The sequence below is a fragment of the Variovorax sp. PEI5 genome, assembly GCF_056679935.1.
Genome location: NZ_CM155257.1, coordinates 1,384,093 through 1,397,386, shown reverse-complemented (window position 1 = coordinate 1,397,386; position 13,294 = coordinate 1,384,093). Strand labels below are relative to the sequence as shown.

The window sequence follows — 13,294 nt, the reverse complement described above, 5'->3', positions numbered from 1 at the left end:
GGTTCCTTCGAGGAAATGGGCGGCGGCGGGCGCTGCGGATCGCAGAGCTTAAAACGGTTCGAGCGCCGACATAATGGCCGCCCCTTTGTTGCCGCACGCGGAGACTGCCCATGAAGAAGATCCTGGTCCTCAACGGCCCCAACCTCAACCTGCTCGGCACGCGCGAACCGGCCCAGTACGGGCACGAGACCCTGGCCGACGTCGAGCGCCTGTGCGCGGCGGCCGGCGGCCGGCTCGGCATCGGGATCGAGTGCCGCCAGTCCAACCACGAAGGCGTGCTGATCGACTGGATCCACGAGTCCGGTCGCGAGGTCGCCGCCGGCCGCCTGCTGGGCGTGGTGTTCAACGCCGGCGCCTACACCCACACCTCGGTCGCGCTGCACGACGCCATCAAGGGCGCGAGCCTGCCGGTGATCGAGCTGCACATCTCCAACGTCCACGCCCGCGAGGCCTTCCGCCACCACTCCTACATCTCGCCGGTGGCGCGCGGCATCATCGTCGGCTTCGGCGTCAAGGGCTACGCGCTGGCCATCGACGCCCTGGCGCGCCTCGACGAGCAATGACGACCGGCGCGTCGCCATCGCCCACGGTCGCGGCCGTCGATGCCGATGCCGGCGCCGCCACGGGGCTGTTCGTCGCCGAGGACGGCCTGGCGCGCTGCCGCTGGTGTCGGGCCACGCCGGCCTACCGGCACTACCACGACCACGAGTGGGGCTTCCCGGTGACCGACGACCGCCGCCTGTTCGAGAAGATCTGCCTGGAGGGCTTCCAGGCCGGCCTCAGCTGGCTGACCATCCTCAACAAGCGCGAGAACTTCCGCCGCGCCTTCGCCGATTTCGATGCCGAGGCCATCGCGCGCTTCGACGCCGCCGATGTCGACCGGCTGCTGGCCGACCCGGGCATCGTGCGGCATCGCGGCAAGATCGAGTCGACCCTCAACAATGCCCGCCGCGTGATCGCGCTGCGCGCCGAGTTCGGCTCGCTCGCCGCCTATGCCTGGCGCGCCGAACCCGACGCGGCGGCGCGGCCGGCGCGCGTCACGGCCGAGGTGCTCGCGACGCTCACGACGTCGGCCGCCTCGATCGCGCTGTCGAAGGACCTGAAACGGCGCGGCTGGAGCTTCGTCGGGCCGACCACGATGTATGCCTTCATGCAGGCGATGGGACTGGTGAACGACCATGTCGAGGGCTGCGCCGCGCGCGAGCGCGCGCTGGCGGCGCGCCGGGCGCTGCGACCGCCCAGGCCCGCCTGAGCCATCCGGGCCCGTGCCGGCCGGCCGGCTGGCCGGGCATCGAGCACCGGCGCCCGGGCCTTCCGCCGCCGGGTCAGAAGTGGTGCTTGGGACCGGGCGCCGTGTCCCGCAGGGTCACGCGGCCCAGCATGTCGACGTTCTCCAGGCGGACGTCGAAGCCCCACAGCCGAGCGACGTGCTTGAGCACCTCGTGCGTGCCCTCGTGCAGCGGCTGGCCGTTGCGCTGGACGTGGCGCAGCGTGAGCGCGCGGTCGCCGCGCAGGTTGACGTTCCAGACCTGGATGTCGGGCTCGCGGCTGCCGATGTCGTACTGGCGCGAGAGCGACTCGCGCAAGGCCTGGTAGCCGCCATCGTCGTGGATGGCCGAGATCACCAATTCGGGTTGGTCTGCATGGTCGCGCACCGCGAAGAGGCGGAAGTCGCGCATCGTCTTGGGGCTGAGGAACTGGCCGACGAAGCTCTCGTCCTTGAAGTTGCGCATCGCGTGGTCGAGCGTGGTGAGCCAGTCGCTGCCGGCATAGTCCGGGAACCAGCGGCGGTCCTCCTCGGTCGGCTTCTCGCAGATGCGGCGCAGGTCGGAGAACATCGCGAAGCCCAGCGCGTACGGGTTGATGCCGCTGTAGGCGCGATGGCCCACCGGCGGCTGGTAGACCACGCTGGTGTGCGAGGACAGCCACTCCATCATGAAGCCGTCGGCCAGCAGGCCCCGGTCGTACATGGTGTTGAGCAACGTGTAGTGCCAGAACGTCGCCCAGCCCTCGTTCATGACCTGCGTCTGGCGCTGCGGATAGAAGTACTGCGCGACCTTGCGCACGATGCGCACGATCTCGCGCTGCCAGGGTTCGAGCAGCGCGGCGTTCTTCTCGATGAAATAGAGCAGGTTCTCCTGCGGCTCGGCCGGAAAGCGGCGCAGGGCATCGACGCCGGCGGTCGCCTCGACGCGCCGGGGCAGGGTGCGCCAGAGATCGTTGACCTGCTGCTGCAGGTGGTGCTCGCGCTCGGCGCGCTGGCTCACCTCCTGGGCCAGCGAGCGCTTCTGCGGCCGGCGGTAGCGGTCGACGCCATAGTTCATGAGCGCGTGGCAGGAGTCGAGCAGTTCCTCGACCGCGTCGAGCCCGTGGCGCTGCTCGCACTCGCTCACGTAGTTGCGCGCATAGACCAGGTAGTCGACGATCGAGGAGGCGTCGGTCCACATGCGAAACAGGTAGTTGCCCTTGAAGAAGCTGTTGTGGCCATAGGCCGCGTGGGCGATCACCAGCGCCTGCATCGCCATCGTGTTCTCCTCCATGAGGTAGGCGATGCAGGGGTCGGAATTGATGACGATCTCGTAGGCCAGGCCCATGTGGCCGCGCTTGTAGTTCTTCTCCGTGGCGATGAACTGCTTGCCATAGGACCAGTGCCGGTAGATCACCGGCATGCCCACGCTGGCATAGGCATCCATCATCTGCTCGGAGGTGATGACCTCCAGCTGGATCGGATAGGTGTCGAGCCCGAACGACTCGGCGGTGCGCCGGATCTCGCGGTGGTAGGTCTCGATCAGGTCGAAGGTCCAGTCCGACGGGCTGGGCAGCCGCTCCGCGCGCGGCGGGGAAAGCAGGTCGGTCGTCATGCGTGCGCTCCTTCCTTCTTGAAGAGATCGCGGAACACCGGATAGATGTCCTGCGCGCTCGCGACCTTGCGCATCGCGAAGTTGGTCTTGATGGCGGCGAGCTGGGCGTATTCCTGCCACAGGTTCTGCTCGGCATCGGCGACCTGCACATAGGCGTAGTAGCGCACCAGCGGCAGGATCGCCTCGTCGAGCATCTTGCGGCAGCGGCCGCTGTCCTGGTGCCAGTTGTCGCCGTCGCTGGCCTGGGCGCCGTAGATGTTCCATTCGCCGCTCGGATAGCGCGCGCGCACGATCTCCTCCATCAGCACCAGCGCGCTGGAGACCACCGTGCCGCCGGTCTCGGTGGCGCGGAAGAACTCCTCCTCGCTCACTTCCTGGGCCTGCGTGTGATGGCGGATGAACACCAGCTCGATCTTCTCGTAGTGCCGCGTGAGGAACAGGTAGAGCAGCATGAAGAAGCGTTTGGACATGTCCTTGCGGGACTCGTCCATGGACCCCGAGACATCCATCAGGCAGAACATCACCGCCTTCGCGCTGGGCACCGGCACGCGCACGCGGTTGCGGAAGCGCAGGTCGATCGGATCGATGTAGGGCACGTGCTTTGCGGTGCGGCGCACCTCGGCGATCTCGGCCTTGAGCGCGGCGATGCGCTCGGACGCCGGCGGCTCGTCGGCGCCGGGCTCGAGTTCCAGCCGCAGCAGCTCGGCCTCCAGGCGATGCAGGGCGATGCGGCCCTCGCCACCCAGCGCGATGCGCCGGGCCAGCGCGCCGCGCATGGAGCGCACGACATGCAGGCTGCTCGGATTGCCATCGCTCTTGAAGCCGGCGCGATGGCTCTTCCACTCCGGCACCTCGGCCAGCTGCGTGCGCACCAGGTGGGGCAGGGCGAGGTCCTCGAAGAAGACCTGCATGAATTCCTCACGGGTGAGCGTGAAGACGAAATCGTCGTCGCCCTCGCCGCTGTCGCCGGCCTCGCCGCTGCCCTTGCCCTTGCCCGAGCCACCCCCGGGCGGCCGGGCGATCCGGTCGCCCTTGAGGTATTCCTGGTTGCCGGGATGCACGTACTCGCGGTTGCCACCCGGCCCGTGGCCGAAGACCGGCTCGGAGACGTCGCGCCGGGGCAGCGTGATGTCCTCGCTGCGTTCGAGGTCGCGGATGCCGCGACCGCTGACCGCCTTCCTCACGGCGTCGCGGATCTGTCCTCGGTAGCGCCGCAGGAAGCGTTCACGGTTGCCGATGGACTTGTTCTTGCCCGACAGGCGCCGATCGATGATCTGTTGAAGCATTGCCACGTTGCCGGACCTCCGCGCCGAAGCGCATCTTCGCCATCTATGACATCCAGGCTATCCACGACCTGGCGGATTCACGTCATCACGAACTCTTGCGCACCCTCAGGTACCACTCGCACAACAGGCGCACCTGCTTGGGCGTGTAGCCCTTCTCGACCATGCGCGCCACGAAGTCCTGGTGCTTCTTCTGCTCGTCGGCGCTGCTCTTGGTGTTGAAGCTGATGACGGGCAGCAATTCCTCGGTGTTGGAGAACATCTTCTTCTCGATCACCGTGCGCAGCTTCTCGTAGCTCGTCCAGGCCGGATTGCTGCCGGCGTTGCCGGCGCGCGCGCGCAGCACGAAATTCACGATCTCGTTGCGGAAGTCCTTGGGATTGGAGATGCCCGCGGGCTTCTCGATCTTCTCGAGTTCGGCATTCAGCGAGACGCGATCGAACACTTCGCCGGTGTCGACGTCGCGGTATTCCTGGTCCTGGATCCAATAGTCGGCATAGGTGACATAGCGGTCGAAGATGTTCTGGCCGTATTCGCTGTAGCTCTCGAGATAGGCGGTCTGGATCTCCTTGCCGATGAATTCGGCATAGCGCGCGGCGAGCTGTTCCTTGATGTAGGCGAGGTACTTCTGCTCGGTCTCGGCCGGGAACTGCTCGCGCTCGATCTGCTGCTCCAGCACATACATCAGGTGCACCGGATTGGCCGCGATCTCGGAGCTGTCGAAGTTGAAGACGCGCGAGATGATCTTGAAGGCGAAGCGCGTGGAGACGCCGCTCATGCCCTCGTCGACGCCCGCGTAGTCGCGATACTCCTGCAGCGACTTGGCCTTGGGATCGGTGTCCTTCAGGCTCTCGCCGTCGTAGACCTGCATCTTGCTGAAGATGCTGGAGTTCTCCGGTTCCTTGAGCCGCGTGAGCACCGAGAACTGCGCCATCATGCGCAGCGTGCCGGGCGCGCACGGCGCCTGCGCCAGCGAGGAGGTCCGCACCAGCTTCTCGTAGATCTTGATCTCCTCGGACACGCGCAGGCTGTAGGGCACCTTGACGATGTAGATGCGGTCGAGGAAGGCCTCGTTGTTCTTGTTGTTGCGGAACGCCTTCCATTCGCTCTCGTTGCTGTGGGCCAGCACGATGCCGTCGAAGGGAATGGCGCCGAAGCCCTCGGTGCCCTTGAAGTTGCCTTCCTGCGTGGCCGTCAGCAGCGGGTGCAGCACCTTGATCGGGGCCTTGAACATCTCGACGAACTCGAGCAGGCCCTGGTTGGCCAGGCACAGGCCGCCGGAGTAGGAGTAGGCGTCGGGGTCGTCCTGCGCATAGGTCTCCAGCTTGCGGATGTCGATCTTGCCGACCAGCGAGGAGATGTCCTGGTTGTTCTCGTCGCCCGGCTCGGTCTTGGCGACGCCGATCTGGCGCAGCACCGACGGATAGCGCTTGACGACCTGGAACTTGCGGATGTCGCCACCGAATTCCTCCAGCCGCTTCACCGCCCAGGGCGAGAGGATGCGCTGCAGGTAGCGGCGCGGGATGCCGTATTCCTTCTCCAGGATCTCGCCGTCCTCCACCGGGTCGAACAGGCCGAGCGGCGACTCGTTCACCGGCGAGCCCTTGATGGCATAGAAGGGCACGTGTTCCATCAGCTGCTTGAGGCGCTCGGCGATGGAGCTCTTGCCACCGCCCACCGGGCCCAGCAGATACAGGATCTGCTTCTTCTCCTCCAGCCCCTGCGCGGCATGCCGGAAGTACGACACCACCTGTTCGATGGCGTCCTCCATGCCATAGAACTCCTTGAAGGCCGGATAGAGCTTGATCACCTTGTTGGCGAAGATGCGTGAGAGGCGGGAGTCGTTGCGCGTGTCGACCAGCTGGGGATCGCCGATGGCCCTGAGCATGCGTTCGGCAGCGGTGGCGTAGGCGAGTGGGTCGCGCTTGCAGAGATCCAGATACTCCTGCAGCGAGATGACCTCTTCTCGCGTGCGGTCGTAACGGGCGGCAAAGTTGCTGATCACGTCCATGGAAATACCTCCATCGAGTCAATGAGGCGAAAGCCCCGATCTGCAGCAGCCGGGCCGTCGCACCCTGAGTCGGTGTTCCGCGAGGACTGCATGCCTGTGCTGAGATTCAGCATAAAGCAAAGATCACACCCGTGAAGGCGCAATGTCCTTTAAGAGCAACACGGCTGAGGCAAAGTTCCTAAGAGGACGCTTGAGCAGTAGAACCTTAGACCACTTCGGAAGAAAGCTTCGCATCGGACTGTCCGTCGGACTCCGATGAAAGAAAGAGCCCTTTTCCAGGCCGGGAAAAGCCGGCGTGAAAGGGCATCGGAGCGGGCGCCGGACCCGGCCAGACGAGAGCGTCGGCAGTCCCTTCGCCGGAGGGAGGAAAAGGGCGCCCGGCCGCGATGGGAGCGAGCGATCCGCCGGGTCCGAAACAGACGGGGCCCATCGAGTCGATCGACGAAAGGGATGCCGCCGGACCTCGGAACGGGTGGAGGCGCCGACCCGCGTCGCTGTCCGGTCCGAAGCAGGGCCCGCGGCCGGTGGACTCAGCTGAAGAAGTCCTTGGCCTTGTCGATCCAGCCCTTGTCGGCGGGGCTGTGCTTGTCGCCCCCCTTCTTGAGCGACTCGTCGAGTTCCTTGACCAGCTTGCGCTGATGCTCGGTGAGCTTGACCGGCGTCTCGACCCGCACGTGGCAGTACAGGTCGCCCGGATAGCTGGAGCGCACGCCCTTGATGCCCTTGCCGCGCAGGCGGAACTGCTTGCCACTCTGCGTGCCTTCGGGGATGTCGATCGCGGCATCGCCCTTGAGCGTGGGAACGTCGATCTCGCCACCGAGCGCGGCGGTCGTCATGCTGACCGGCACCACGCAGTGCAGGTCGTCGCCATCGCGCTCGAAGACATCGTGCTTCTTGAGCCGCACCTCGATGTAGAGATCGCCTGGCGGCCCGCCATTTGTGCCCGGCTCGCCGTTGCCGGTGCTGCGGATGCGCATGCCGTCGTCGATGCCCGCCGGGATCTTCACTTCCAGTGTCTTGTTGTTCTTGATCTTGCCCTGGCCATGGCAGGTGGCGCAGGGTTCCGGGATGATCTTGCCGGTGCCATGGCACTGCGGGCAGGTCTGCTGCACGCTGAAGAAGCCCTGGCGCATCTGCACGGCGCCCTGGCCGTGGCAGGTGGTGCAGGTGATCGGCTTGGTGCCGGGCTTGGCGCCCGAGCCGTGGCAGGTGCCGCACTCGTCCCAGCTCGGGATGCGGATCTGCGCATCCTTGCCGTCGGCGGCTTCCTCCAGGGTGACCTCCATCGCGTAGCTCAGGTCGCCGCCACGGAAGACCTGGCGTCCGCTGCTCTGGCGACCACCACGCGCGCCACCGAAGACATCGCCGAAGATGTCGCCGAAGGCCTCCGCGAAACCGCCGAAGCCTTCCGCGCCCGGGCCGCCGCGCATGTTGGGATCGACGCCGGCATGGCCGTACTGGTCGTAGGCCGCGCGCTTCTGCGCGTCCGACAGCATCTCGTAGGCTTCCTTGGCTTCCTTGAACTTGGCCTCGGCGTCCTTGCTGCTGTCGCCGTGATTGCGGTCGGGATGGTGCTTCATCGCCTGCTTGCGATAAGCCTTCTTGATCTCTTCGTCGCTCGCGTTCTTGGGAACGCCAAGGGTTTCGTAATAGTCGCGTTTGGTGGCCATGGTCGATGATCTTCGGGAACGAGGTGGGGCGGGATCCTCGGACGCGTGATGAAACTCTTCTTGAAACGGAAAAGGCTGGATCACCCGCCCAGGTGATCCAGCCTCGGGTCAATGCCGGGCGATCAGCCCTTCTTGACTTCCTTGACTTCGGCGTCGACCACGTTGTCGTCGGCCGCGGCGCCCGAAGACGACTGCGCTGCGCCACCGGCACCGGTCGCTCCCGGGCCTTCCGCCGCGCCGCCGGCCGCGGCCTGCGAGTCGGCATACATCTTCTCGCCGAGCTTCTGGCTCGCGCTCATCAGCGTGTTGGTCTTCTCGCCGATCGCCGCGGTGTCCTCGGTCTTGAGGACCTCCTCGACGTCCTTGATCGCGGCCTCGATCTTCTCCTTCTCGCCGGCGTCCAGGCTGGCGCCATGCTCGCCCAGCGACTTCTTCACGCTGTGCACCATGGCTTCGGCCTGGTTGCGCGCCTGCACCAGTTCGAGCTTCTTCTTGTCGTCGGCGGCATTGAGCTCGGCGTCCTTCACCATCTTCTGGATCTCGTCCTCCGAGAGGCCCGAGTTCGCCTTGATGGTGATCTTGTTCTCCTTGCCCGTGCCCTTGTCCTTGGCGCCCACGTGCAGGATGCCGTTGGCGTCGATGTCGAAGCTGACCTCGATCTGCGGCGTGCCGCGCGCCGCCGGCGGGATGCCCTCGAGGTTGAACTCGCCCAGCGCCTTGTTGCCCGAGGCGATCTCGCGCTCGCCCTGGAACACCTTGATCGTCACGGCCGGCTGGTTGTCCTCGGCAGTCGAGAAGGTCTGCGCGAACTTCGTCGGGATGGTCGTGTTCTTGGTGATCATCTTGGTCATGACGCCACCCATCGTCTCGATGCCGAGCGACAGCGGAGTCACGTCCAGCAGCAGCACGTCCTTGCGGTCGCCCGAGAGCACCTGGCCCTGGATGGCGGCGCCGACGGCCACGGCCTCGTCGGGGTTCACGTCCTTGCGCGGCTCCTTGCCGAAGAACTCCTTGACCTTCTCCTGCACCTTGGGCATGCGGGTCATGCCGCCCACCAGGATGACGTCGTTGATGTCCGACACGCTCACGCCGGCATCCTTGATGGCGGTGCGGCACGGCGCGATGGTGCGCTCGATCAGTTCGTCGACCAGCGATTCGAGCTTGGCGCGGCTCAGCTTGATGTTCAGGTGCTTCGGACCCGACGCGTCGGCCGTGATGTAGGGCAGGTTGATGTCGGTCTGGGCACCGTTGGACAGCTCGATCTTGGCCTTCTCGGCGGCTTCCTTCAGGCGCTGCAGCGCGAGCACGTCCTTGCCGAGGTCGACGCCCTGTTCCTTCTTGAACTCGGAAATGATGTAGTCGATGATGCGCTGGTCGAAGTCCTCGCCACCGAGGAAGGTGTCGCCGTTGGTCGACAGCACCTCGAACTGCTTCTCGCCATCGACGTCGGCGATCTCGATGATCGAGACGTCGAAGGTGCCGCCACCCAGGTCGTACACGGCGATCTTGCGGTCGCCCTTCTCCTGCTTGTCCAGGCCGAAGGCCAGCGCGGCCGCCGTCGGCTCGTTGATGATGCGCTTGACGTCCAGGCCGGCGATGCGGCCGGCATCCTTGGTGGCCTGGCGCTGGCTGTCGTTGAAGTAGGCCGGCACGGTGATCACGGCCTCGGTCACGGGCTCGCCCAGGTAGTCCTCGGCGGTCTTCTTCATCTTGCGCAGGATCTCGGCGCTGACCTGCTGCGGCGCGAGCTTCTTGCCGCGGCTCTCGACCCAGGCGTCGCCGTTGTCGGCCTTGGTGATCGTGTAGGGCATCAGGTCGATGTCCTTCTGGACTTCCTTCTCCTCGAACTTGCGGCCGATCAGGCGCTTGACGGCGTAGATCGTGTTCTTGGGGTTGGTGACGGCCTGGCGCTTGGCCGAGGCGCCGACCAGCACTTCACCGTCTTCCTGATAGGCCACGATGGACGGCGTGGTGCGCGCGCCCTCGGAGTTCTCGATCACGCGGGTCGTGTTGCCCTCCATGATCGAGACGCACGAGTTGGTCGTGCCCAGGTCGATGCCGATGATCTTGCCCATGATGTTCTTGCTCCTGAATGCGGAAATTGAGTTGTCGTGAATCTGCGGATCACATGGCGCGATTCAAGGGTCTGAACCGGCCGAATTTCGATGATGGATAGGTCAGGACGGTGCGCTGACGGTCACCAGGGCCGGACGCAGCACGCGCTCGGCGATGGTGTAGCCCTTCTGCAGCACGGCCACGACGGTGTTGGCCTCCTGGCCGGGCGCCGGCACGACCGAGATCGCCTGGTGCTGGTGCGGATCGAACTTCGTGCCGGCGGCCGGGGCGATCTCGATCACCTTGTTGCGCTCCAGCGCGCTCTTGAGCTGCTGCAGCGTGGCGGCGGCGCCTTCGCGGATCTGGTCGGGCGTGGCGTCCTTGATGGCCAGCCCGGCCTCCAGGCTGTCGGTCACCGGCAGCAGGCTCTCGGCGAAGGCCTCGACGGCGAACTTGCGCGCCTTGGTGATCTCGTCGTCGGCGCGGCGGCGCGCGTTCTGCACGTCGGCCTGGGCCCGCAGGTACTGGTCCGCCAGCTCGGCGTTCTTGGACCGCAGCGTCGCGAGCTCGGCCTGGACGTCGGCCAGCGCGGCCTGCGCATCGGCTTCGTTGGCGGCCTGGGCGGCTTCGAGCTCCTCGGGGCTGGGCGCGCCCTGCAGGCCGTTCGGGTCGTTCGGATTCGTGGCGGGGGATTCGGGTTGGAAGGGTGCTGACATGTTCGATGGCGGCGTGAACCGGACCTTGGAAAAAGCGAGTGCAGGCCACGTGGGGATGGCCCCGGAACTTTTCAAGAAGAAAATGAACACGGTCCCGCCGGCCGGCGCCCCCACGCCGTGCCCGGGCATGGGTTCCGGAAACGCGAAAGGGCCGCAAAGCGGCCCTCGGAGAGACGGGGAGAGGCGTGCGCTCAGTGGGCGTCGAGCAATTCGACGTCGAACTTCAGCGTCGCGTTCGGCGGGATCACGCCGCCGGCGCCGCGCGCGCCATAGCCCAGCGAGGCGGGGATGATCAGCGTGCGCTGGCCGCCGATCTTCATGCCGGCGACGCCTTCGTCCCAGCCCTTGATGACCTGGCCGGCGCCCAGCGAGAAGGCGAACGGGTCGTTGCGGTCGCGGCTCGAATCGAACTTGGCGCCCTGCACGCCGTCCTGGTAGAGCCAGCCGGTGTAGTGCACGTGCACGTGCTGGCCGGCTTTGGCTTCGGCCCCGTCGCCGACGACGGTGTCTTCGTATTGCAGGCCGGAGGGAGTGGTGGGCATGAACGTTCCTTGGGATGTGTCGATGGAGGGAAGCGGCGGAGTTTAACGAGCCGTTTCCACCCCTCGGAGTAGGCCGATGCCGGCCCGTGCGTCAGCGCGCGAGCGGGAGATCGGCCGCCGCCGGCGCCGCTGTCGCGGGGGCGACCGCCGGTGCCGGCGCCAGGGCCTTGCGCTGCTGCCCGGCCTGCCACTTGACCGCGAAGGCCTGCAGGTCCGACAGGCGCTTGAGCAGGTCCTGGCCGCTCAGGGTCAGGCTGTAGCCGTCGCCGCCATGGCTCACCACGCCGGCCTCGCGCAGTTCCTTGATGCGGGTGTTGAGCGTGTTGGGCGTGATGCCGCCGACGCTGTCCTGCAGCAATCGGAAGGTCTGCGCATGGCCGTCGCGCAGCGCCCACAGCACGCGCAGCGCATAGCGCGCCTCCAGCAGCGCCAGCAGCTGGCCGATGGCGGTGTTCTCCTTCGGGCTCATGCGCTCAGGCGGCCGCGTAGTCGGCCATGGGTTCGCCCAGGCGCACGGCGCGCGCCGGTGCCCAGTCGGAGTTGAAGCGCAGCGCCGGCGCCGGGAACAGCAGCACCACGGTCGAGCCCAGCAGGAAGCGGCCCATCTCCTCGCCCTTCCTCAGGACGATCTCGCGGTCGTCGTAATGCCATTCGCGGATGCCGCCACCGCGCGGCGGATTGACCACGCCGTGCCAGACGGTGGCCATGCTGCCGACGATGGTCGCTCCCACCAGCACCAGCACGAAGGGACCGCGCGCCGTCTCGAACACGCATACCGTGCGCTCGTTGCGCGCGAACAGTCCCGGCACGCCGCGCGCGGTCGTCGGATTGACCGAGAACAGGTCGCCCGGCACATAGATCATGCGCGTCAGCCGGCCGTCGCACGGCATGTGGATGCGGTGGTAGTCGCGCGGGCTCAGGTAGAGGGTGGCGAAGCTGCCGTGCGCGAACCGCGCCGCCAGCGCGGCATCGCCGCCGACGAGTTCGGTGGTGCGGTAGTTGTGGCCCTTGGCCTGGAAGATCTGGTCGCCATCGATGCGACCGAACTGGCTGATCGCGCCATCGACCGGCGAGACCAGCGCGGCCGCGTCGATCGGTCGCGCGCCGGGCTTGAGGGCGCGGGTGAAGAAGTCGTTGAAGCTGGCATAGCGCGTGACGTCGCTCTCCAGCGCCTCGCCCATGTCGACGCCGTACTTGAGGACGAAGCGCCGGATGATCCACGTCGTCACGGCGCCGCGTTCCTTGCCCGCGACCCAGCCGGCGAACGATGTGAGGGCCTGCTTGGGCAGGACGTATTGGGGCAGGACGGGAAGGCGGTCGGACACGGCGTGGGTCTCGGGAAGCGGCGGACAGCGCATTTTAGGAACTCGGCCCGTCGCGCGGCGGGCCATTTCGAGCGTATGAGCGTCGGTCAGGGCGCCAGGCGCTCGCGGATCCAGCCCGCGCCGTCGCCGCCCGCGGCGCCTTCCCCGTCCTCGCGGCGATAGCGCAGCCGGTCGTGCAGCCGGCTCTTGCGGCCCTGCCAGAACTCCCAGCGCTGCGGCACCAGGCGATAGCCGCCCCAGTGCGGCGGTCGCGGCGGCGACAGCAGGAAGCGCGCGGCGGCCCAGGCGGCGTTCTTGACCAGCACCTCGCGGTTCTCGATCACCTGACTCTGCGGACTGGCCCAGGCGCCCAGGCGCGAGTCGAGCGGCCGGCTGGCGAAATAGGCGTCGCTCTCGGCGGCGTCGATGCGCTCGACCACGCCTTCGATGCGCACCACGCGTTCGAGCTCGACCCAGTGGAACTGCAGCGCCGCGTAGGGATTGCCCGCCAGTTCATGGCCCTTGCGGCTGTCGTAGTTGGTGTACCAGACCAGGCCGCGCGCATCGACGCCCTTGACCAGCACGATGCGCGTCGAGGGCCGCAGGTCGGCGCCGACGGTGGCCAGCGTCATGGCGTTGGGCTCCGGCACGCGGGCGGCGAGGGCCTCGCCCAGCCAGCGTTCGAACTGGCGCAGCGGGTCGACGTCGCTGCGGGTCTCGTCGAGTTCGGCGCGCTCGTAGCTCTTGCGCAGGGCGGCGAGTTCGGTGGGGGTGGGGAGGGCGGCGGCGTCGCCGGGGCGCTGGGGATCGGTCATGGGGTCCGATTGTCCGTGCTGCGCGGGCGCCCGCGCG

General features: G+C 66.9%; 12 protein-coding genes. 2 read left to right on the top strand and 10 right to left on the bottom strand.

Features of this window, described 5'->3' with window-relative positions; genetic code table 11:
• Positions 1–110: 110 nt before the first annotated feature.
• Positions 111–563, top strand: coding sequence for a type II 3-dehydroquinate dehydratase (gene aroQ, locus AC1MLT_RS06390; RefSeq protein WP_481034471.1), 453 nt, complete (start codon positions 111–113; stop codon positions 561–563).
• Positions 560–1,252, top strand: a complete 693-nt coding sequence (locus AC1MLT_RS06385; protein WP_481034470.1) for a DNA-3-methyladenine glycosylase I — start codon at positions 560–562, stop codon at positions 1,250–1,252. Before aroQ ends, AC1MLT_RS06385 begins: the two co-directional genes overlap by 4 nt.
• 73 nt (positions 1,253–1,325) lie before the next feature.
• Here the strand turns inward: AC1MLT_RS06385 and AC1MLT_RS06380 are convergent, their stop codons facing one another.
• From AC1MLT_RS06380 to pdxH, 10 genes are all read right to left on the bottom strand, one after another.
• On the bottom strand, positions 1,326–2,861 hold the full coding sequence (locus tag AC1MLT_RS06380; protein WP_481034468.1) for a SpoVR family protein: 1,536 nt from the start codon (positions 2,859–2,861) through the stop codon (positions 1,326–1,328).
• On the bottom strand, positions 2,858–4,153 hold the full coding sequence (locus AC1MLT_RS06375) for a YeaH/YhbH family protein (RefSeq protein WP_481034467.1): 1,296 nt from the start codon (positions 4,151–4,153) through the stop codon (positions 2,858–2,860). Before AC1MLT_RS06375 ends, AC1MLT_RS06380 begins: the two co-directional genes overlap by 4 nt.
• Positions 4,154–4,232: 79 nt before the next feature.
• Entirely contained in the window at positions 4,233–6,155 is a 1,923-nt protein-coding gene (locus tag AC1MLT_RS06370) for a PrkA family serine protein kinase (protein WP_481034466.1), read from the bottom strand.
• A gap of 530 nt (positions 6,156–6,685) precedes the next feature.
• Positions 6,686–7,825 (bottom strand): molecular chaperone DnaJ, encoded by a 1,140-nt coding sequence (gene dnaJ / locus AC1MLT_RS06365; protein ID WP_481034465.1) that lies wholly within the window; start codon positions 7,823–7,825, stop codon positions 6,686–6,688.
• A gap of 122 nt (positions 7,826–7,947) precedes the next feature.
• Positions 7,948–9,900, bottom strand: coding sequence for a molecular chaperone DnaK (dnaK, locus tag AC1MLT_RS06360; protein ID WP_481034464.1), 1,953 nt, complete (start codon positions 9,898–9,900; stop codon positions 7,948–7,950).
• 102 nt (positions 9,901–10,002) lie between these two features.
• On the bottom strand, positions 10,003–10,596 hold the full coding sequence (gene grpE / locus AC1MLT_RS06355) for a nucleotide exchange factor GrpE (protein ID WP_481034463.1): 594 nt from the start codon (positions 10,594–10,596) through the stop codon (positions 10,003–10,005).
• A 191-nt stretch (positions 10,597–10,787) separates the two neighbouring features.
• The gene (locus AC1MLT_RS06350; protein WP_481034462.1) at positions 10,788–11,138 is read right to left on the bottom strand and encodes an FKBP-type peptidyl-prolyl cis-trans isomerase; all 351 of its coding nucleotides are present in this window, start codon (positions 11,136–11,138) and stop codon (positions 10,788–10,790) included.
• A 91-nt stretch (positions 11,139–11,229) separates the two neighbouring features.
• A complete protein-coding gene (locus tag AC1MLT_RS06345; protein WP_481034461.1) occupies positions 11,230–11,607 on the bottom strand; it encodes a winged helix-turn-helix transcriptional regulator in 378 nt (125 codons plus the stop codon).
• Positions 11,608–11,611: 4 nt separating this feature from the next.
• Positions 11,612–12,463: an archaetidylserine decarboxylase gene (gene asd, locus AC1MLT_RS06340; protein WP_481034460.1), complete on the bottom strand. Its 852-nt coding sequence runs from the start codon at positions 12,461–12,463 to the stop codon at positions 11,612–11,614.
• Between the two features lie 86 nt (positions 12,464–12,549).
• Positions 12,550–13,257: a pyridoxamine 5'-phosphate oxidase gene (gene pdxH / locus AC1MLT_RS06335; RefSeq protein ID WP_481034459.1), complete on the bottom strand. Its 708-nt coding sequence runs from the start codon at positions 13,255–13,257 to the stop codon at positions 12,550–12,552.
• Positions 13,258–13,294: the final 37 nt, after the last annotated feature.